This is a genomic window from Campylobacter concisus (assembly GCF_002912425.1).
Classification (GTDB): Bacteria; Campylobacterota; Campylobacteria; order Campylobacterales; family Campylobacteraceae; genus Campylobacter_A; species Campylobacter_A concisus_AH.
Window position 1 is genome coordinate 1 of the sequence record NZ_POYR01000039.1, and the last position, 19430, is coordinate 19430.

Annotated in this window: 20 protein-coding genes, 1 pseudogene and 1 CRISPR repeat array (1 of these 22 running past the window's edge); of the genes and pseudogenes, 10 read left to right on the forward strand and 11 right to left on the reverse strand. The window is 34.9% G+C overall.

Annotation, left to right across the window (positions count from 1 at the left end):
• A pseudogene (locus tag CYP84_RS01950) lies at positions 1–612 on the forward strand (ATP-binding protein); the annotation flags it as partial.
• A gap of 409 nt (positions 613–1021) precedes the next feature.
• Here the strand turns inward: CYP84_RS01950 and CYP84_RS01960 are convergent.
• The 5 genes from CYP84_RS01960 to CYP84_RS01980 all read right to left on the reverse strand — a co-directional run bounded on the left by CYP84_RS01960 (position 1022) and on the right by CYP84_RS01980 (position 6226).
• Positions 1022–3472 carry an aminotransferase gene (locus tag CYP84_RS01960; RefSeq protein ID WP_103636484.1) on the reverse strand — a complete coding sequence of 817 codons (2451 nt, stop codon included), beginning with the start codon at positions 3470–3472 and terminating at the stop codon, positions 1022–1024.
• Entirely contained in the window at positions 3462–3824 is a 363-nt protein-coding gene (mobC, locus tag CYP84_RS01965; RefSeq protein ID WP_103636485.1) for a plasmid mobilization relaxosome protein MobC, read from the reverse strand. Before mobC ends, CYP84_RS01960 begins: the two co-directional genes overlap by 11 nt.
• A gap of 152 nt (positions 3825–3976) precedes the next feature.
• Positions 3977–4522 (reverse strand): hypothetical protein, encoded by a 546-nt coding sequence (locus tag CYP84_RS01970; protein ID WP_103636486.1) that lies wholly within the window; start codon positions 4520–4522, stop codon positions 3977–3979.
• A complete protein-coding gene (locus CYP84_RS01975) occupies positions 4500–4802 on the reverse strand; it encodes a hypothetical protein (protein WP_103636487.1) in 303 nt (100 codons plus the stop codon). The genes CYP84_RS01970 and CYP84_RS01975 overlap by 23 nt, the downstream gene beginning before the upstream one ends.
• A gap of 551 nt (positions 4803–5353) precedes the next feature.
• Positions 5354–6226 carry a helix-turn-helix transcriptional regulator gene (locus tag CYP84_RS01980; RefSeq protein WP_103636488.1) on the reverse strand — a complete coding sequence of 291 codons (873 nt, stop codon included), beginning with the start codon at positions 6224–6226 and terminating at the stop codon, positions 5354–5356.
• Positions 6227–6331: 105 nt separating this feature from the next.
• Here CYP84_RS01980 and CYP84_RS01985 point away from each other — a divergent pair, with 105 nt between their 5' ends.
• The 5 genes from CYP84_RS01985 (at position 6332) to CYP84_RS02005 (ending at position 11598) form a co-directional block, all read left to right on the forward strand.
• Positions 6332–6934, forward strand: a complete 603-nt coding sequence (locus CYP84_RS01985) for a hypothetical protein (protein WP_103636489.1) — start codon at positions 6332–6334, stop codon at positions 6932–6934.
• An 88-nt stretch (positions 6935–7022) separates the two neighbouring features.
• On the forward strand, positions 7023–7841 hold the full coding sequence (locus CYP84_RS01990; protein ID WP_141089182.1) for a GTPase: 819 nt from the start codon (positions 7023–7025) through the stop codon (positions 7839–7841).
• Positions 7842–7851: 10 nt separating this feature from the next.
• Positions 7852–8202 carry a hypothetical protein gene (locus CYP84_RS01995; protein WP_103636491.1) on the forward strand — a complete coding sequence of 117 codons (351 nt, stop codon included), beginning with the start codon at positions 7852–7854 and terminating at the stop codon, positions 8200–8202.
• Positions 8189–9988, forward strand: a complete 1800-nt coding sequence (locus tag CYP84_RS02000; protein WP_103636492.1) for a dynamin family protein — start codon at positions 8189–8191, stop codon at positions 9986–9988. Before CYP84_RS01995 ends, CYP84_RS02000 begins: the two co-directional genes overlap by 14 nt.
• The gene (locus CYP84_RS02005; protein WP_103636493.1) at positions 9988–11598 is read left to right on the forward strand and encodes a GTPase; all 1611 of its coding nucleotides are present in this window, start codon (positions 9988–9990) and stop codon (positions 11596–11598) included. The genes CYP84_RS02000 and CYP84_RS02005 overlap by 1 nt, the downstream gene beginning before the upstream one ends.
• Positions 11599–11736: 138 nt before the next feature.
• On the opposite strand, the gene CYP84_RS02010 is transcribed toward CYP84_RS02005, so the two are convergent.
• From CYP84_RS02010 to CYP84_RS10985, 6 genes are all read right to left on the reverse strand, one after another.
• Entirely contained in the window at positions 11737–12828 is a 1092-nt protein-coding gene (locus CYP84_RS02010; protein ID WP_103636515.1) for an HP0729 family protein, read from the reverse strand.
• Between the two features lie 16 nt (positions 12829–12844).
• Positions 12845–13054 carry a hypothetical protein gene (locus CYP84_RS02015; RefSeq protein ID WP_021087751.1) on the reverse strand — a complete coding sequence of 70 codons (210 nt, stop codon included), beginning with the start codon at positions 13052–13054 and terminating at the stop codon, positions 12845–12847.
• 247 nt (positions 13055–13301) lie between these two features.
• Complete coding sequence (locus tag CYP84_RS10675; RefSeq protein ID WP_159071055.1) at positions 13302–13475, reverse strand: hypothetical protein; 174 nt, start codon at positions 13473–13475, stop codon at positions 13302–13304.
• 84 nt (positions 13476–13559) lie between these two features.
• A complete protein-coding gene (locus tag CYP84_RS02020) occupies positions 13560–13946 on the reverse strand; it encodes a hypothetical protein (RefSeq protein ID WP_103636494.1) in 387 nt (128 codons plus the stop codon).
• 94 nt (positions 13947–14040) lie between these two features.
• Positions 14041–14640, reverse strand: a complete 600-nt coding sequence (locus CYP84_RS02025) for a hypothetical protein (protein WP_103636495.1) — start codon at positions 14638–14640, stop codon at positions 14041–14043.
• 77 nt (positions 14641–14717) lie between these two features.
• On the reverse strand, positions 14718–14843 hold the full coding sequence (locus CYP84_RS10985) for a hypothetical protein (RefSeq protein ID WP_258033875.1): 126 nt from the start codon (positions 14841–14843) through the stop codon (positions 14718–14720).
• A 149-nt stretch (positions 14844–14992) separates the two neighbouring features.
• Between CYP84_RS10985 and cas6 the strand changes: the two genes are divergently transcribed.
• From cas6 to cas2, 4 genes are read left to right on the forward strand one after another with little or no spacing between them, the layout of a single operon-like run.
• Positions 14993–15805 (forward strand): CRISPR system precrRNA processing endoribonuclease RAMP protein Cas6, encoded by an 813-nt coding sequence (gene cas6, locus CYP84_RS02030; RefSeq protein WP_103636496.1) that lies wholly within the window; start codon positions 14993–14995, stop codon positions 15803–15805.
• A 58-nt stretch (positions 15806–15863) separates the two neighbouring features.
• Positions 15864–17015: a reverse transcriptase domain-containing protein gene (locus CYP84_RS02035; RefSeq protein ID WP_103636497.1), complete on the forward strand. Its 1152-nt coding sequence runs from the start codon at positions 15864–15866 to the stop codon at positions 17013–17015.
• A complete protein-coding gene (gene cas1 / locus CYP84_RS02040) occupies positions 16957–18060 on the forward strand; it encodes a CRISPR-associated endonuclease Cas1 (RefSeq protein ID WP_180996360.1) in 1104 nt (367 codons plus the stop codon). The genes CYP84_RS02035 and cas1 overlap by 59 nt, the downstream gene beginning before the upstream one ends.
• Entirely contained in the window at positions 18057–18329 is a 273-nt protein-coding gene (gene cas2 / locus CYP84_RS02045; protein WP_103636499.1) for a CRISPR-associated endonuclease Cas2, read from the forward strand. The genes cas1 and cas2 overlap by 4 nt, the downstream gene beginning before the upstream one ends.
• A 433-nt stretch (positions 18330–18762) precedes the next feature.
• A CRISPR array of direct repeats spans positions 18763–19430; the repeat unit is 33 nt; unit sequence GATACAAATTTCCCCGATCTAGGGGATTGAAAC; it runs 352 nt beyond the window's last position.

Here is a 19430-nt window from a genome sequence, read left to right on the forward strand (position 1 = left end):
ATATTAAACGCTCTTGGCAATGGTGTTTCTAGCATTTATATGCATACAGATTTTTCCATCCTATTTAATAGAAAAGACCATGAAGAAATATTTTTAAAAATTTTAGAAACTATACATAAAATCCCTGATAAGAAATTCGTTTTTGGAAAAAGGGAATTTCTAAAATCATTTTTTATGGGATTTCATTCGCCATTATTAGATGCGCAAAAAACAATAAATATTATAGAACAATTTATAGATAAATATTTTACGGATAAAGAAAGGATGGTGTTTATATCTAGACTTATCTGCGAGTTTAATAGCGATGAATCTGAAAATGCCGAGATTGATACCAGAGCACATCTATACGCCTATATGGTTTCAAAAAATAGTGATTATGAGTTATTTAAAAGCCTAAAATTTGAGAAAAATTTAAGAACATCCCATGGAAGCTGGGTGCCCGTAATACAAAGAGATATTGAATTTTATGAAAAACTAATGTCTGTGATGAATACGGCAAACTTATTAAAACACAGGACTTTTATTAACGAGATGATTGATGATTTAAAACGTCGTATTGATAGGGAAAAGAAATCTGATTTTATGGAAGATGAGCGATTTTATAGATATTAATTGGCAATAAAATAAATTAAGATAGTTTTTTACAAAGTAAAGCTTCGACTAATTTAAATAGTAATTACAGACAAGGCGACTTTATCGTGTTATATTTGAAATTAGAGGGACTAAAAAGGCTTTGAACAGATAAAGGACATGCCAAATTCCTATATGACTGCCGATGATATAGAAGTAGAGTTGGGAATCAAATCCTACTATGGTTGTTTGGGCTTCTATATTAATACCTACCTGATCAGATTAATTTTATTTATTTGTGCATATTAGTATTATGTTCCTAAATATTTAAGGATTAGAGACTAAAGACTAGTATGATTGACAAGAAAAGAAGAAATATATTGCCGCAAGGCTAGCAATCAAAAAGATATAGACTTTTAGCTGATACGTTCCTCGCTGATGTTTGTTTTGCCTACCTCTCCAAACTATCATATCCTGACTTTATATTCTGTTCTTTACCTTCTGCTCTATTTGATGTTTGTTTTGTTTGCTCTATTCTAAAGTTATTATCAAGTCCTTGATTATATAGCTCTTGCTTTGTTATTTTTAGTGAGCCAAACGATATATGATCATTTGCTAGAGAGATCTTATCTGCTTTATAACGCTCCTTTAGCTTATTAAAACCTTGCATATCTTGCCAATCTTTCATATATGTTTTTATATTATAAATTAAGCCTTTATAGTTAATCTTAGCTATATCTGATAGATATTTTTTAAAGTTTTCGGTTCTATTTATAAAAGCTAAATAGTATCTATTTATATCTAGATGGTTATCGATATCTTTTACGAAGCATTCATATTCATTTTTTGTAATACTTAGCTTTTGAATGAGATCATCATCATAAAATCCAGTATTTATCTTTCTGGCTGCGTCATAAAATTTATCTCTAATATAGATATATGGAGTATAGTGTCTATTTTGGCTAAAAGAATAGGCTGTGTTTTCTTCTGGTAGGTATAGGTATCTGCCACTATTGCCAGAAAGTATTTGATAATCTTTATATTTTTTAACCATAGTACTCTCGTCAAAGTATTCTATTAACTCTTTTATTGGAATCTTTGATGATATAGCCTGATAGCTTGCTCTTTTAATATGCGAGTTGCTATCTTTTGGTTCATGGCTAAGCTCATATTTTCTTTGATTTTGTAAAACTTCATATATGGCTCTAATATCCATATTATTAATGTCTGTTTTTAGGCTGGCATCTTCAATGGCTCTTGTATTATCAAAAGTTTTTCCACTAATGCTTATAACTTCAGATCCTGGCACTGGAGTGTAGTGAAATTTACTAGGATATAGGCTCTGGTTATTTACTATGTTATATAACCTAAGCTCTCTTGTTATCTCTTTTATGTATTCATCATATTCGTTTAAGCTTGGAGCCTTTGTTGTGGGTATGATGAGTTTAAATTTCTCTACTTTTGTGTCTGGCGCTTGATAGGTGGTTGGGTATATGAAGCCTTTTATTCCTTTACTTTGTAGTAAATTTTGAGCATCATTTGCAGTAAATTTAGAGTTATCTATATCATATATAAGTGTAGGAGTTATGCCATCAATACTGCTAGCTTCTTCACTTTTATCTTTGAAACTTGCCGCTGATATAGCTGAATAGTTTTTAAGTACTGATTTTAGATTGTATGGCTCTATTCGTATCGTTTCCCAGCTATTTAGCACTTGAGTTTTTGGGTCCTTATTTGGAGTACTAAAGTCACTGCTCACACTTAATGTTATCTTTGGCTCATTTTTATTGGCTTGAAGCTCTATAAGCATTTGCTCTAGCTCATTAACCACGTGAAATAACGCTCCTTTTCTATCATTATAGACTATCTTACACATTAGATCAGTTAGATTATAAGTTCCCTTAAACCCATCCACTCTTACTTTATATTTATCATTTACCATTTCAGCTTTTGCGGTAATGTTAAATTTTGCATTGATCATAGGCAAAAATTCTCTTATATCCATTGCGTTAAGCCTCTTTGCTCTATTATAATAGTCTTTTTTGAAACTCTCATCTTCTTCTATCATTCTTAATAGATAATCAGCTGTAGAATTTCTAGCATCAGCTAGCAGCTCTTCAACACTTATATCCTGCTCTTTTGTATTAGCTTTTGGCTCGATCACTACATTTGTTTCTATCTTCATCTGTGTATCTTTTTCTTTGCCTTTCTTAACCTTTTGTGCTGCACTTTTAAAGCTTTCATATTGCTTTTCTAGTTGATCTTCATCCATACCTAAAGGCTCTATATTATTTAATCCATACTTGTTAGATAGGATGTCATTAACTACTCTTTTAAATTTCTCTGCTGATTTAGCCATAATAGCTTTTACTTGTTGCTTGGCTGCACCTTTTGTATATATTACTCCACCAGTTTTTACGCTATGAGTAAATTTCATATTTTCAAAAGAGACTATTAGATGAATATGAGGCTCTCTTTTTAGCGGTTCGCCATTTTTATGTTTCTTGTTTAATGTTCTATTTTCTAGTGCCCCTTCTGGGCGAGGGATATATGGCTCTTCTTTGATTATAGGCAGATGAGCTTCAGCATAAAAAAGTAACTCATCTATGTCGTGATTTGGGAAAGTGAGCTTCAAAAAATCCATTATAAACTCATCTATATTGCCACTTTCATATAGTCTGCTCCACTCCTCTGAAGTAAATGACAAGGATATATGATAGTAGTTATGTTTCTTATTCTTTTTCTTGCTCTGGTGCCTTTCAGACATCTCGATAAGATCTAAATTTCCAGCCAGTGGCAATCTATCATCTTTTTCATCTCTAGTTAGCTTTGAATCTCTTTTCTTACCAGTTTTTAAATAATCAGCTACGCCTTTTTCTCCCTTTGAGATCTTAACTATCATAGTTACTCCTTATTAGGCTTAAAATTTCAGTTAGGACTGATTGAATTTTGTACAAATCTTCTTGTGCTCGCAGTATCACTTCTAAAGCTATATTACCACTAGTCTTATAAGCTATATTTAGTCTCTTTGCTATTTGATTGATGTTATTAAAAGGTCTAGCAAAATATGTAATGATTGTTGGATATAGCTCTTTCTTTTTTATGGATTCAGAATTTACAGTGCCATTATCTATAAGATAGGAAATGATTTCTGATTTTGATATTTTTAGTTCTCTAGCCATATCAGATAATTTGCTATTTTGCTGAGAAGTGATCCTTATAGAGAGTACCTTATCCTTGACATTTTTTGACATATGATATCCTTTCATAAAATGTGTTAGCGAGATGAAGCGTTTTAACGCTTCTTATATCTCGCATTGTAGCCCTCGGCAGAGCAAGATTATACAAGGTATGAAAACGAAGTGTCATACATTGTATGTGTCTTGCTATTAGAAAAATTTGCTTACTACCAAACATTGCTGTCACCATTTTTGCTTAGCCATTTAGTAAAATCTTCACTAGCTTTTTGACTATCTTGGTTGTAGATATGGATGATAAAGCCTTTAAGGTTAGACACATCATAAAGTGCCTTATCTAGACTGCTTTGTAGTGCAGATCTGGCTTCATTTGTCTTATGGCTATCATAAAACATGTAGCCAAAAAAGAAGATCGCTTCTATAAATACAAAGGCAATTAATGCAGATACTATATTCTTCATCAAAGAGCTAAAATATGAGTTGATCTTCGATATAGTTTTGTCTGCACCTTTTAGAGTATTTTTAAAGTTGTTTTGAATCTCTTTTGCTGCATTTATAAGTTCGGTACTTCCTTGCTTTATTAGCTCTATTTTTTCTTTAAAGTCTCCATTAAAACTATCCGCAGTTTTATTAAAAAGCTCAATATTATTTCTAATATTTTCACTAACCTTATTGCCCATTTCAACATGTTCTTGTAGTGCAATTACGGCATTTGCCGCAACTGCTGTATCGCTACTCTTGGTTATTAGTGCCATTGTTTAGCTCCTCATATTCTTTATTATCTTCGTTGGGTAAGATAATATGACATGCATCAGAGGGTTGATTGGCTTTTGTTGCCTCATACTCTTTCCTCCATTTGGAAAACTCCTTATTTGATAGCTTTACGCTATAACGATTTTCGATTAGTAACTTGCATTCTTTGAGTGTTGCTTGTTGTGGAAACAAGACCTCAAGGCATGCTTGTTTAATCTCTTCTTTTGTTTTATTTTTTCTAATAGCCTTTAAATCATTTAAAAGCATTTTTTTACTTGGCATTTTTTCTCCTTTTTGCCATTTAAAAATCAAGAGACAGCAATAGCCATCTCACCAAATGGGCATACTTATAGTGTGCCCATTGCTTTAATATAGTAGTTGTTGATAAGGTTTTTATTTAAGTAGTTTAAAAGTAGAGAACGATTACAATAGGAATGCTTACAACCTATCGTAGAGGTTCTCTTTTAATTACCTAAATAGAACCTCTGCTTTTAACTAATTTTAATCATCTTAACCTCCTTTGGTTAAAAATATTTTCGTTTTTAAATTTGCATGTATTATAGAATATTTTGGTGGCTAGATTGCTTAAAGTGGTAAATAATTTTTGACTTTTATCTCAGAAGCACGATGTATCAAGGGGTTTTGCTTATGATTTATTACATATCATAAAAATACTTATAAATTACTTAATGATAGTATATATATTAGAAATCGAAACAAATATCTTAAAATTATAGACCATGAATGACCTTATTTTTAAGCGGAAAGATAAAAACATTTTATTAATAACATGTATTTCTTTAAAAAGATAAACGAAAAATATTACATAATTATCAACTGCATTCTAGATACTCTTCAAGCAATTTCTCAAATTTCACCCTTAGATACTCAGGCTCTTTTATCTTGATAAATGGCAGCCAGTATTTGACCACGCGCAAGATCTCATCGTCGTAGGCTACCTCTGTGCTTAGGACGATCTTATCTTCATCCTCGCTTATTATTTTAAAATTTGGCAAGAATTTCTTTCTTTTAAAGTAGCTCATCGCCTCGCTTTTTATCTCCAGCGTCACTTCAAATTTAACGTCCGAAAACCAGTTTGTATCGTTTTGCTTTATGCGCTTTATAAATTCTTCATTTGGCTCAAACGTACTATCTTTTATATTTATATTTTCAAGCTTTGAAAGTGTGAAATTTTTAAGCTTGCCGCTATCATCTGCCAGCAGATACCAGATACCGTTATTGTTTATCAGTTTATATGGTTTTAGTGATCTAAATTTGGCGTTATAAGAGCACTCAACTATCTTATTTTTAATGATAGCAGCACTTATCTCTTCAAACTCGGCTCTTGAAATTTGCAGATCCTCAAAGCCTTGATTTTTGATGAGATAGGCCTTGTTTAGCTTCTCGTTTAAGATGTCGCTTATAAATTTATCGTCTAGGTCCGGAAACAAAGACTTCACTCCACTCAGTATGGCAAATGCATGGATATCTTTATAGCTAAGCTTACCAAGTGCATAATCAGCCAAAAAGTATTTGCCATTTGCTTTTTCTATGGGCAGTATATTTAGGCGCTCAAAGTCCCTTAGAATGGTTCTTTTATTTACACTAAACTCCTCTGTGAGCTCATCTATGCTAAGCCTTGCTCCGTCATTTAGCTTTATTAAAATTTGAGCGAGCCTAAAGGCTATCTTGTCGTGTGAGTGCATCTTAAGTCCTTTTAAAATTTTCGTTATTTTATCCTAAAAATAGATCATGACACAACCTGTCAATGCTCTGGTGTAAATTTTTGTCAAATTTAAAAAGGAGATGTTGTGAGTATAGCCGAGATCATAGATCAAGCAACAAGTAATGTACAAATAAATGAAGCAGATAGAAATAAAGTGCGCTACTATAAAGAGAGGTTTAGTGCATTTGAAAAGATAATAAATGATGAAAATTATCAGATAAATGAGCTAAAGCTTTCAAATTTTCAAGGTTTTACTTCGTATGAGCAAAATTTAAAAGATATAGACAAAGACCTAGTTGATATGGCTAGTAGTGCTATGTTTATAAATGAGTTTAGCGGCCACTCTGCAAGCATAGGGCTAGACATATCTGACATTAAAAGCACTATGGCTCATAAAGGTGTGCCAGCGATTATTAGAGGCATTTCTAGTGGGCAAAATGCTATACAAAATGCTACCAAGCAAGCCATGCAAAAACTTTTTTCATCAGATGTGTCGGTTAGGTCTGTGGTAGCTTGGTTTGAGATAGAAGAAAGTACGGATTTTTCAGACTTAACAGAGGCCATAAATATCATAGGGCAGTATCTTGAGCCAGATAGTGACATAGTTTTTGGAACTACAAGTGATGTTAAAAACACAGGCACTGCCAAAATAACCATACTTGCTATGATCTCAAGAGGTATAGGCTAAATTTATATGTAAAAAGTACAACTTTGTTAAATACGTACATTTTATTTGTTATAATTAGACGATATTTTAGGAGGGATGATATTTGCATATGGACAATGCACTTAATCAGTTTTACGCTGTTGCTGATATTCTACAAAAATCTTTTAAATCAAAACCAATGGTTGTATGTATTGGCGCATACAACCACGGTAAAAGTTCGTTGCTAAATGCTTTAACTAAAAATTATGACGATAGTAGATTTAAGGTGGCTGACAAAAGGGAAACCACTGAAAATAAAAGCTATGAATATGAGTGCATAATTTATACTGACACGCCGGGGTTTAATGCTACCAGTGAAGATGATATATGTGCACTTAATGCTGTTTTAAATTCAGATGTAAATATTTTTGTTCATTCTCAAAATGAAGGGGAATTAAGTAAAAAAGAAATTGATTACTTAATAAGATTATTGGATTTTTCTTGCACAAAAAAAATGCTTATTGACAAAACTATATTTGTTATGAATCATGTTGAGGGTTTAAGTGATGAAGAAATTGATAATGCAAAACAAAGATTTATTGAGCAAATAGATGAAGTATTTGGGTTAAAACCTATGTTGTTTGTTGCAAAAACAACTAGCTATACAAAAGCTATGCGAGAAAACAAAGCTATCTTAGCAAAACAAAGCGGACTTGAGGAGATAAAAGAGCTGATGCTAAAGTTTTGTGAATATGATATTGTCGAATACAGACGCAAAAAACATTTATTATTAGTTTATAACGAGATTATAAATTTACTTCAACAAAAACTTAAAACCAATTCCATGGCAATCAATGACGAAAAGACCAAAAACAGGCTTGTGATATCTGAGATTAATCAGATGATGCAAGGTATCGAGAATATAAAAACAAAGCTAAAGCCATACTAGAGGAGAAAAAATGTTGCCATGGATTATAGCATGTGTTGTTGGGGCGGTTGGAGCAGTGGGTGCTGCTTTATTAGATAGTGATGATAGTGACGATAAGGTTAAGGGAAGATCTAGTTACGATGATATTGAAAGAAAAAGGAAGGAGGAAACAGAAAGAAACAATCAAATCGTGCAAGTTGAGGTACAGAACTACCAAAATCATGAAATAAAAAGGATGCAGAATAAGTATAATGTCCAAATTTATTCTAAACGTAGAGGTTTTGGTTTTAGAAATATGAAATTGCAAAAGTTAGAATTAGAAAGACAAGAGTTAAAAAAAGAAATAAAAAGACTACAAGGATTGAAAAATGCATTCAACTGAAACTATGTCTAATTTTTATAATGAGCTAGATAAACTCAAAGTTATTAACTCAAATTTAGACAATAAAAGAGAAATTTTGAGTGGATTTGTAAGTGAACTAAAAAAAGAGCTATGCAATATTGCCTTGGATGATGATCTGAGAAAGACAAATAAAGATCTCTCCAGAATATTTGACGAAATAGTCTCCCTTAGCCAAGATAGTATAGATGACTGGGAAGATAAATTTAAGCAAATGCTAGCCCAAGAGAAATTTCGAAGTGACTTGGCAAACCACTTTATCGTAATGATATTCGGTAGAGTAAAAGCTGGCAAAAGCTATCTTGGGAATTTTATAGCAAAGCATAGAGCTAAAGGACAAAAGGCTGAATTTTTTAGATACGACGAAGCTGGACAAAAGGAAAAAATAAACAAGCTAGAAGAGCTTGATGAAGAGGAATTTAAAACAAATAATCTTGAATGCACAAGCTCTATACAGGGTTTTAAACTAAGTGGACTTGCATGGATAGACACTCCAGGGCTTGGTTCAATGACTGCGGAAAATGGTGAACTAGCAAAAGAGTACATTCAAGCAGCAGATTACGTACTTTATCCTAGCTCATCTGGAGCTCCATTTCAACGAGATGAGATCGAGGAGTTGGGCAAAATTTTTGATATGAACAAAAAAGTAACTGCCCTAATAACAAAATCGGACACAACCATAGAAGATGAGTGCGGATGTGGTAGCGAAGATGGTTGCGAAAAATGCAACAAAGGCATAATAAAAACGCTAGTAAATAAGACAAAAGCCGTTAGAAGTGGGCAAGAGGAATGGGCGAAAAGTGAGATAGCAAAGATCCTAGATAAAAACAAAGAACAGATGCTGAGCGAAATTTTTTCCTTATCCGCAAAAGCAGCTGAAACGGCCATAGAAAATAAAGATGATATAGCATTTAATGACAGCAACTTGCCAAAACTTTATGAAGAGCTAACTAAGATTTTAAAAAATAAAGCCATGAAGTTAAAACAGGAAGCTCCTTATGATGGACTAAAAGCTTTAGTTGCCAGTATACTAAACGACAAAGAGTACTCCATATCAAACATACAATCAAAAGTAGAAGAATTTAAAGAAGAAATGATTAACATAAAAAAACGGCTTGAAATTTTTAAAAGCAATTGCCTAAGCGATATAAGCTCTCTCGTACAATCAGAGGTGGCGAAAAATAGCGGTAGTATAGACAAGGGTAATTTAAAAATTAAACTAAAGCAAATAGATCAAGATATTCAAGCAAAAATCGACAATATAATAGAGCAAAACATGAAAGAAGTTGTGCGAATTTATAATAATTCTTTGGTAAATTTTACTGAAGGTCTTGGATATGAATTTAATATAGAAGACAAAATGCAATTAGTGTCGCTTCCAACCAAAAAACGCAATAAAGCTATCTGGGGATCTATTTTAGGCGCTATCGCTACAATAGGGGCTGGTTTTGCTACTGGTGGTGCATCGCTTGTTATACAAGGAGCTGTTGCTGCTGCGGCAGGTCTTGGAGCTAGTTATATTGGCGGTAAAATAGGTGAAAGCATAAGCGAAGATGGCACAAATAATTTAAAAGTAGGTGACAATAAAGAAGAAGTTATATTAAATTTTATGTCTTCACGCATAAATCACTACACAAATGCAACGAACAAGATTTATGCAGCCATTCAGGATAGGGTTTTTTTACCACTAGAAAACGTATCTGCTGACATAGAAGGCAAGCTTGTTAAATTTAATGAAAAGCTAAATAAATTTTTAAAGGAATTATAATGATTAATGATTACAGAGCTATTCAAAGTAAGCTAAATTTCTTGCTAGAAGACGAAATTTTTAAGCAAAAACTAATAGCTTTTAATAAAAAAATAGATGAAAAACTAAGTGACTTTAAGCCCACCTTTATGATATATGGCACATATAATAGTGGCAAAAGTACTCTTTTAAATGCGCTTTTTGGTAAAGAAGTTGCAGATATGGGCGATATGCCGACAACTAAGCAAATACACGAGTATACTTATGATGGTTTTACTATATATGATACTCCTGGACTAAATGCAAAAAGCGAGGATGATGAGATTACGCTTGAACATCTAAAAACTAGCGATGTGGTGATATTTGTTATGAGCAATGACGGCTCGGTAGAGGAAAAATACATATATGAGCGCGTAGGTGATGTGGTTAAAAATAAAAAGAAAATACTTATAGTAGTAAACAACAAGGCTGGTCTGGAGCTTGGTGGCGAGGATGACAATGCCGTAAAAAGTAAAATACTACAAAATCTACAAAAAGTGGCGACGCAAAAAAATATAGAGGATATATCAGGCATTCAGGTCGTCAGCGCAAACGCATTATCGGCATTAAAAGCTAAGCTAAACGGAAAACAAATTTTATTAGAAAGAAGCGGATTTTTAGAGGTTGAATATATATTAAAGCGTCTAATAAGAGAAGCTAATGAACAAGATATAGAAAATACTTTAAATTTGCTAATCAAAAATACTATTAATGAAATGTGCCAAATTTGTGATGAGAATATGGAAAGTGATGGTGCAAAGCAAACAGCTTCGCTTGTAACCTATCTTGAGAAACAAAAGCAAAATTTAGACACAAGGTTGAATAGCTTGCTTTCTGATAGGATTTCTGGTTTAAAAGATCAGCTTCGCAGAATACTTTCAAATTCTAATTCTGAGGAAAATAGTATAAAACAAGATATTGATAGTTGTATTAACAAACAAATAAGCAATATGAGCGATGAGGTGGCTAATATTTTAAATTTAACAATCGAAGAGGTTTCTTTAAAAATTGATCAATTTAAAGCCTCATTTGATGGCTTAAGCGGTACAAATTTAAATATAGATGTTAGCACTTTACTAAACAAAAATGAAGCCTTCGTGGATGAATTTTTGATACCAAGTGAAATAAAAGACGGCGTAATGAAGGCCATAACCGATAAAGAACTGGTAGCTAATGCAGCAAAAAGTACTTTAGAATTTGTTAAGAAAACATTACCTGATGTAATGAAAGGCAAAGGAACTGTATGGATAGGTAAAGCTTCCGAAGCGATTGGTAAATACGCAGGTCCTGTGATAAATGTGCTATCGACCGGATATGATATATATAATGCCAATAAAGAATATCAAGAGGCTGTAGAACGAGAAAATAATAGAGCTCATGCAATACAAAGCTGCATAACTGAAATAGCTAGTACATTGTCTCACCATCTTGAACTAGAGTTTCAAAAAGTTGTCCAGCAAGCTTTCAACCCACTTTTAAAAATCTATATCGAGATAGCAAATGCTCTAGGTTCTAAAAACTCAAATTTAGGCAATATAAAAAAAGAGTTGATAATGATGTCTAATGAGATAAAAAATAAAAATGGACTATAGTGCTTAAGAGAAAGTTATAAATAGAATATATAACAATGGCTTGTCCAGATAACGAATAGTTTTTTGGAGCTATAAGCGATGTTAAAAACACAGGCACTGCTAAAATAATCATACTTGCTATGGCCCAAGAGGCGTAGGCTAAATTTTATTTGCCTCAACTCTAGCTTTTATGAGTTTAGCCAGCACGCTGCCTTCTCCAACTCCTGCTATCTTAGCTCTTAGTTTTGCTACATCGGCATGGCTAGGGGCTTTGGCATGGACTGTTTCATTGCGTAAGTCTTGGAGTGATGTTATGACTTTTGGCAAAGTTTTAGCCACATAGGTTTGCAGTAAATTTCCTTCAAGCGCATCTTGAACAAGGTAGTTTTTAAATATAAATTTATAGGTTCCTAAATTTGGTTTATTGTTAAACATATCAGCGACCGTAAATTTTGACCCCTGAACTTCATAGGCTATTTTTAGAATGACTGGGTTTTTATCTGCTAGCTTTTTTAAAAGCACTTTGGCAAAGGCATAAATTTCTTGCTCCATAGTCTTTGAGTATTTGACTACGACCGAGCTAAAGTCATAGAGTGGGTTGGAGATGTTGTCAAGATACTCTATCTCGGCTGAGATGATGTTTTCTATGCTGTCTGGATGCATGAGGTTTATCAAATATTGCCCAAAGCAATAGCGAGTCAAATTTTTCTTGATCTCTAAAAACTCATCGCTCTTATAAACATCAGGATAGAATTTGCTCTCGTCATCAAAATAGCTCATATCTTGTTTGGTATCTATAATGAGTGGATAGACGTAGGCGTTGCCATAGACTGCGTATGTGCGACCATTTACCGTGAAATTCGCTAGGTAGTTATCTCTAACACACTCAAAGTCGTTTCTAGTTAGCTCCCTTATGTCGCTTATCACAAACCACTTCTCTACATCAAGTCCCTTTTCTTTGTAGTAACTCGGTGCGATCTCGCTCATATCATCGCTTGTGATAGAGGTGACCTTTGCTACAAATAAATTTGAATAGTCGGTTAAAAAGAGCTGCAAAAATTTGGCATCACCGCTTGAGCTTAACTCTTGAGCAAACTGTTCTATTTGCTCCTCAAAAGGATTTATCATATCTCGGCGCTTGCTCTTTATCTTGCCAAAGGCTACCTTACCTTTGTCATTTAAAATTTTAAGATGCTGCTCGATGACATCGCTTTGATAGTATGGGTTATAGAGGATGAGGATGTTGCGAATTTTATCTGACATAGTTTTACTTAAAAATTCTCTTTATTAAATCAAACATACTGTAACCAGTATCTGTGTATGGTTTGCGCTCAAATTTATCATTACCACATTTTGGACACACTTTTGGTATCTGGGCCATATCATCAGCGTCTAAACAATCACTGCTAAAATGAACCACCTTTTCGTAACCGCAGTTTGTACAGCACATTTTAAATGGATTTGGACGTCTTGGCATTGTTTTCTCCTTAACAATATAATAAACAAAGTTTGTCACATCCTATATGATTTTGAATTTTTACTACAAATGATATGACAAACTAAACATAAAATTAAATACTCAATTTTAATTTCATACAAATTTGCTTTATAAGCTCCTGTAATGCTGGCAAATATAAATTTAGTGCCAAAAATTTAATGATCTTATACATAATATAACCAAATGATAGATCTAGAAAAAGTCTCCACATTTTTGTTCCTTATCTTTAAAAATAGATGTGCAGACGAACTTTAGCTCTGGTAAAATTTTCTATGCCAAAGAGCTTTACTTGCAAATTTTGAAAAGAAAGAAAAAGGCGACCGATATTCTCATTAAATTTGTGAATTCTATCTAGCTCGTTTTCTTCTAAAATATCGTTGGCAGCAACCAAATCACTCATATCTATATCGTCAAACCACTCTAAAAGTTTAATAAAAATTAAATAGTAATAAATTCATAAACAACCAGACTTCCTCTTTTGCCACTATGCACTCTTTCCACCATGGTAGTTTTTATAAAACCTAGCTACATCTTTAAAAGTGAAGGCTAGCTCTCGTATAGAGCTGGCACCCTTTAGCAAAATGCTAGCTGTAAAAAACAAATCTTTAAGCTCCTCTTTATCTTTGGCCTGCTCGCCAGCCATATTTGCGAGCATATATCTAAGCATAAACGAAAGATCGCTTAAAATTTGTAAATCATCATCAGTTTTTACAAACCTATAAATATCCAATCTTTGAGCGCTAAATTCAATGATACTTCTTGTGATAAACTCATCTTTAAAAAGCACAATAGAAAGTTTATTCATAATTTGATCTAGCTCATAAGACTTACCAAAAGCTTTTGCTCTTAGAAATTTATCAGTAGTGCTCATTTTGTCCGTCCCAGCCTATTTTTGATTGATATTTTTAAAAGGATTTGAGCCATTTCTTGCAAAATGCGAAAAAAGAGCTCGATATTAAAACCGCTCACGCAAAGGCCTTTTTAAAGTAGTCATTCTCATAAATTTCTATCCACTCATGCAAAATGTCTAAAACCACATCGATATCTTTCATCTCATTTATCTGACGAAGCATGGTTACAAATTTATTGTTTGCTTCAACTAACGCGTATATGAGTCCCGCTTGATGTGCATCTACTTTTAAAAAGCTATCCTCCTCTTTTGTATTATCCCTTTTTTGCGTTATCTTTAGTAAGATATCGCTTAAGACGTTGCTTAGTCTATCTAAAAAGCTAGTATCTCTTTTGCTGTTATTTACTAAGCAGATTAGGGCAAATTTATACTTTTCGTCATCTTTGCTAAATTCTATGATTTTGGCATTTTCAGCACCTATAAATTTTCTAAGACCACTTTCCTCAAGTATAGCAGGCAGTGCTCTTTGCAAATTTTCTATACCTGCATAAATTTCTAAAAATTTATCTTGCAAGGTGCTTTTATCTATCTCGCCATTTGGATTTTGGCTAAATTGATTTAAATAATCGCAATAATGCTCACTCTCACTAAAATATTTACCAAGCCCAAAACCAATAGCCCCAAGCGCCACGCCACCTATGATATATCTTAACATCCATACTCCTTTGATTTAAGTTATGGTGAAAATTTAACCTAGTAGCGTGACAGGTTGTGTCGCAAATGATAAATTTACTAAAAACCCTCCGCGCACTTATGCTTTAGCTTCCTGCTATACTTACTTTTATCTTTTTTGACCCTTGTCGAGAGAGAAATTTCTCGCCTAATGTGAGACAATATATTTTGATCTCGCTTTTGCATTTTTTATCCTTTAAATTTATTTTTACAAATAGGCGAAATCTTACAAAATAGCAGCGTCAAATGCTGACATTTAAGTGCCCATTTTGCGTGCTCTAGCTAGCTAAAACCTCTTTTAGAGTATAATTTTAAAAAATCTCTCAAAGGCAACCATGCTAAAGTATTTAGAGTTAGCCGTTTGCGGCACAAATTTAAAGCCCACCTACCCATTTATCGGCTCTACCATCAGAGGCACTTTCGGACACGCGCTAAGGTTCGCCAGCTGCCCTTATATCAGCCAAGAGTGCGGCACATGCGACATTTCTGGTAGCTGCATCTATGATGAATTTTTTGAAAACATCTCCGATACGCCAAATTTTAGGCTAGACATCGAGCTTGAGCAAACGAGCTTTGACTTTAAAATTTTGCTTTTCGAGCATGCCGCCAGCTACCTGCCTTATGTAGCTATCGCTGTTAAAAATATGCAAGATATAGGTCTTGGCGCAAGTAGAGATAAATTTAAGCTCAGCCACTTTTCGCTAAATGGCAAAATGGTTGAAGCTAAATTTTTACTAAACTCCGAGCCAGAAACTCTAAATTTCACACCAAATTTCACTGCAGGCGACTACGAGATCCACCTTCAAACCCCACTTCGCATAAAGCAAAAAAATGCCCTTGTTAAAAGCGAGATCGATTTTAGGTCACTCATCCGCCAGATCGCCATGCGATACGAGGGTATTTCAGGCACGCAGATGGATAAATTTGAAGTTAAATTTGACCATTTCGAGCAAGAGCTTAGCTTTTACGACCTTGAGCGCTACTCAAACCGCCAGCATACCAAGATGCACTTTGGTGGCGTCACTGGCAAGATGCGAGTTTATGGCCTTGATGAGCGCTCAGCAGGACTTTTGCAGCTAGCCACTATCACAGGCGTTGGCAAAAGCACCGTTTTTGGACTGGGCAAGATAGCTGTGACGCAGATCTAGCCTTTGTGCTTCTGGCTAGCTTTTGCATCAAGTACTAAAAAGCTAAAAAGGATAGCCTATGTTTGATCTAAATTTAGAGGATATTTTTACAAAAGATACATTTGACTATGCGCTAAAAAGGCTCAAGCACACAGCCTTAGGGCTTGACGGACTTAGCATGGATGAGCTCTGCACAGAGACATTTTTTGCCGAGCTAAAGGATGAAATTTTAAACCTCTCTTATTCGCCCCAGCCCTTAAAACGAGCCTTCATCCCCAAAGAGAACAAAGACGAGCTTCGCAAGCTAGCCATCCCATCTTTAAAAGAGAAATTTGCACAAAACATCCTCATTAGTGAGCTTTCAGGCTATTTTGACAAGAGCTTTTCAAACCGCTCCTACGCCTACCGAAGTGGCAAATCATACTCAAACGCCATCTTTAGGGCAAGAGATTTTTGCTTGACGCACGACGTTGTCTTAAAAACCGATATAAAAGACTTTTTTGAAAACATTAATCACAAAAAACTGCTTGAAATTCTGCGCTCAAACATCAAAGACACTCGCATCATTAGGCTCATCGAGCTTTGGATAAAAAATGGCATTTTCGAGCGTTTTGACTACACCTCTCACACAAAAGGGGTTCATCAAGGCGACGTCTTAAGCCCACTTCTTTCAAACATCTATTTAGATCAGATGGATAAATTTCTCGAACGTAGCGGCATAGAGTTTGTGAGATACGCAGATGATTTTGTTCTATTTTTTAGCTCACGTGAAGCCTGCGAGCAAGCGCTTGCCAGACTAAAGGACTTTTTAGCAACCATAAATTTATCCCTAAACGAAGCCAAAACGTCTTTACACGACAAAGATAGCTATTTTACCTTTCTAGGCGTAAATTTTAAGTCCCACGAGCTAAGCATAAGTGGTGATAAATTTACCCACATCCTTTCCAAACTCACAGCCTCGTCTAAAAAGCCAGACATTGCCCAAAGCGTAGAGAGCATAAACGCCTATATCTCACATCTAAATACGATTTCGCTTAAGCTCTTTTCGCCAGCGCAAAAAGATAGCTTTTGCCTGCATTTTGATGAAGTTTTGACAAATTTAACTCGCAAATTTTTAAAAACCATAGACAAGCACACTCTAGCAGACGCTCTATCAAATTTAAATTTCCCATTTGAGCTTAAGTCACTCTCTCAAAAAAGCAAAAATTCTCTCCTACTACAAAAACGCTAAACGCCCAGCCGTAAAGTCCGTCCAAAACGCCCTTGAAGCCAAAAAGCGCGAGTACACAAAGTCTTTCTCGCAAAGCTCCGTCATCCACATCACGACGCCATTTTATTTTCTAGCGCTCTCACAGGGTAAATTTGTCCTAAAAGACAAAGGCGCTATCAAGCACAAATTCCCGATCACTCAAATAACCCAGATCATCATAAACGCCCAAATTTCTCTAAGCTCCGCCGTCATAAAAGAGTGCGCCAAACGCAAAATTTCTATAAATTTCATCGACGAAAAGACAAATTTAAGCTACGCCACGCTCTTTACAGCAAACTCAGCCATCTCAAAAACCGCTGCCTCACAGATCACGCTACTAAAAACCAAAAAGTCTCTGCGTATCGCCCAGCAGTTCATCATCGGCAAGCTAAAAAACCAGATCAACTACCTAAAATACCTAGACAAATACCACAAAAGCCTAAGCTCTCACATCAGCTCCATGCAAGAGATACTAACCTCCCACGTCCCAAACGCCCAAAGCGTAAGCGAGCTTCTAGGCTTTGAAGGTAGCAGCGCAAACGCATACTGGCAGGCCATAGCAAAGGCGATAGACTATAAATTTAGCTTCACCGCACGCATCACGCAAGGCGCTACTGACATTGTAAATTCAGCCCTAAACTACGGCTACGCCATACTTTACTCAAAGATATTAAAGTCCATCGCCGCCGTAGGGCTCTCGCCTCACGTCTCATATCTGCACGCACTTGACGAGCAAAAGCCCACTCTAGCCTTTGATCTCATCGAGGAATTTAGAGCCTTCATCGTCGATCGCGCCATCATCTCCATGGTAAATAAAAATGAGCCCTTCGAGATAAAAGACGGCCTTTTGTCTGCCAAAACTAGGCAAAATATCGCTAAAAACGTCAACGAAAAGCTCTTTGCCTACACGCAGTATAGGGGCGAGCAGCTAAAAGCACAAGACATCATCGACAAGCAAGCCTACGCCCTAAAGCGAGCCGTCACACAAAATGAAAAATACAAGCCTTTTATAGGGAGATTTCAATGAACATCATCATCTGCTACGACGTCCGCCTGACCAAGCGCCGAAACAAACTAGCCGCGCTACTTGAGAGCTACGGCATAAGGGCAAACTACTCAGTCTTTGAGCTAGACATCCAAGAGCGTGACTTTTTCTCTATAAAAGAGCGCATATCAAAGATCATCGACCCTAAAACTGACAAAGTGCTGTTTTACCGCATCTGTAAAAGTTGCATGGCTAAAAGCGAGACCTTAGGCGAAGGCAAGATATTTTGCCCAAGCGACACCTATGTCTAAGCGCCTTTTTTAGGGATTTGATTTTCGAACTTTTCTAAATTTCAAAACGCCCTTTTTACCGCATTTTTATGTTTTATTAAGTTTCAAAATCTTCGAAAATCTCAAATTTCCCTATCCCAAAAAAGACTTTCTCGAACTTTTGCATTTTTGCACTTTTAAAGTTGCCTTTTTTAGGTACTTAGCATATAGCCCAAATTTGCCAAAATTCGAAAATCACACAAATTTTCACTTTTCATTTTAGATTTTCGAACTTTTTAGCTTTTATAAATGCCCTTAAATTCGCTATCTTAAGCTATTTGTAAGCAAAAGAGTGCGAATTTGAAAAATTTTTTTTGCCACATTTTCGAACATTTTGCCATTTGTGATATAATGCCGGCAAAGAGTAGTTCTTTTAAAACTCATTGTTAATTTACAAGCGTTTTTTGGGCTATTAGATACAAATTTCCCCGATCTAGGGGATTGAAACGTTGTCGTCGTCACCGAGGAAGTTGAGTTTAAACTCTTATTAGATACAAATTTCCCCGATCTAGGGGATTGAAACCTCATCCATTGCCTGATCCCAAACCCAGTCCATTGAATTAGATACAAATTTCCCCGATCTAGGGGATTGAAACAACATCAAGTTGCTACCAAATGTGCATAACCACATTTTTTTATTAGATACAAATTTCCCCGATCTAGGGGATTGAAACAATTCTCATTTTTTTCATTTACTCTCCTTTATAAAAAAAATTAGATACAAATTTCCCCGATCTAGGGGATTGAAACATTTTACTGAATTACGCATTTTTGGTCCTTTAAAAAAAAATTAGATACAAATTTCCCCGATCTAGGGGATTGAAACATCCCAAAAATCGTTACTGATTTTTAGAAACTGATTCAATTAGATACAAATTTCCCCGATCTAGGGGATTGAAACTTACCAGACACGGTTACCGAGTCATTATCTTTGTATAATCTGATACAAATTTCCCCGATCTAGGGGATTGAAACACTGGAGGTGTCCATGCTGTATCAAATTCAAATAATAATCTGATACAAATTTCCCCGATCTAGGGGATTGAAACAGCGGCAACAGAAGTCTTTGGTATGTTAGACCAA

Excerpts from the sequence above, each read along its gene's own strand:
- cas2 (WP_103636499.1), top strand. The coding sequence starts at position 18,057 with ATGAACATCATCATCTGCTACGACGTCCGCCTGACCAAGCGCCGAAAC.
- CYP84_RS10675 (WP_159071055.1), bottom strand. The coding sequence starts at position 13,475 with ATGAGTGATTTGGTTGCTGCCAACGATATTTTAGAAGAAAACGAGCTA.
- CYP84_RS01970 (WP_103636486.1), bottom strand. The coding sequence starts at position 4,522 with ATGGCACTAATAACCAAGAGTAGCGATACAGCAGTTGCGGCAAATGCC.
- CYP84_RS01995 (WP_103636491.1), top strand. The coding sequence starts at position 7,852 with ATGTTGCCATGGATTATAGCATGTGTTGTTGGGGCGGTTGGAGCAGTG.
- CYP84_RS02015 (WP_021087751.1), bottom strand. The coding sequence starts at position 13,054 with ATGCCAAGACGTCCAAATCCATTTAAAATGTGCTGTACAAACTGCGGT.
- CYP84_RS01960 (WP_103636484.1), bottom strand. The coding sequence starts at position 3,472 with ATGATAGTTAAGATCTCAAAGGGAGAAAAAGGCGTAGCTGATTATTTA.
- CYP84_RS01975 (WP_103636487.1), bottom strand. The coding sequence starts at position 4,802 with ATGCCAAGTAAAAAAATGCTTTTAAATGATTTAAAGGCTATTAGAAAA.
- CYP84_RS02025 (WP_103636495.1), bottom strand. The coding sequence starts at position 14,640 with ATGTTAAGATATATCATAGGTGGCGTGGCGCTTGGGGCTATTGGTTTT.
- cas6 (WP_103636496.1), top strand. The coding sequence starts at position 14,993 with ATGCTAAAGTATTTAGAGTTAGCCGTTTGCGGCACAAATTTAAAGCCC.
- CYP84_RS02005 (WP_103636493.1), top strand. The coding sequence starts at position 9,988 with ATGATTAATGATTACAGAGCTATTCAAAGTAAGCTAAATTTCTTGCTA.
- mobC (WP_103636485.1), bottom strand. The coding sequence starts at position 3,824 with ATGTCAAAAAATGTCAAGGATAAGGTACTCTCTATAAGGATCACTTCT.
- CYP84_RS10985 (WP_258033875.1), bottom strand. The coding sequence starts at position 14,843 with ATGCAAAAGCGAGATCAAAATATATTGTCTCACATTAGGCGAGAAATT.
- CYP84_RS01980 (WP_103636488.1), bottom strand. The coding sequence starts at position 6,226 with ATGCACTCACACGACAAGATAGCCTTTAGGCTCGCTCAAATTTTAATA.
- CYP84_RS02035 (WP_103636497.1), top strand. The coding sequence starts at position 15,864 with ATGTTTGATCTAAATTTAGAGGATATTTTTACAAAAGATACATTTGAC.
- CYP84_RS02020 (WP_103636494.1), bottom strand. The coding sequence starts at position 13,946 with ATGAGCACTACTGATAAATTTCTAAGAGCAAAAGCTTTTGGTAAGTCT.
- CYP84_RS02000 (WP_103636492.1), top strand. The coding sequence starts at position 8,189 with ATGCATTCAACTGAAACTATGTCTAATTTTTATAATGAGCTAGATAAA.
- CYP84_RS01990 (WP_141089182.1), top strand. The coding sequence starts at position 7,023 with ATGGACAATGCACTTAATCAGTTTTACGCTGTTGCTGATATTCTACAA.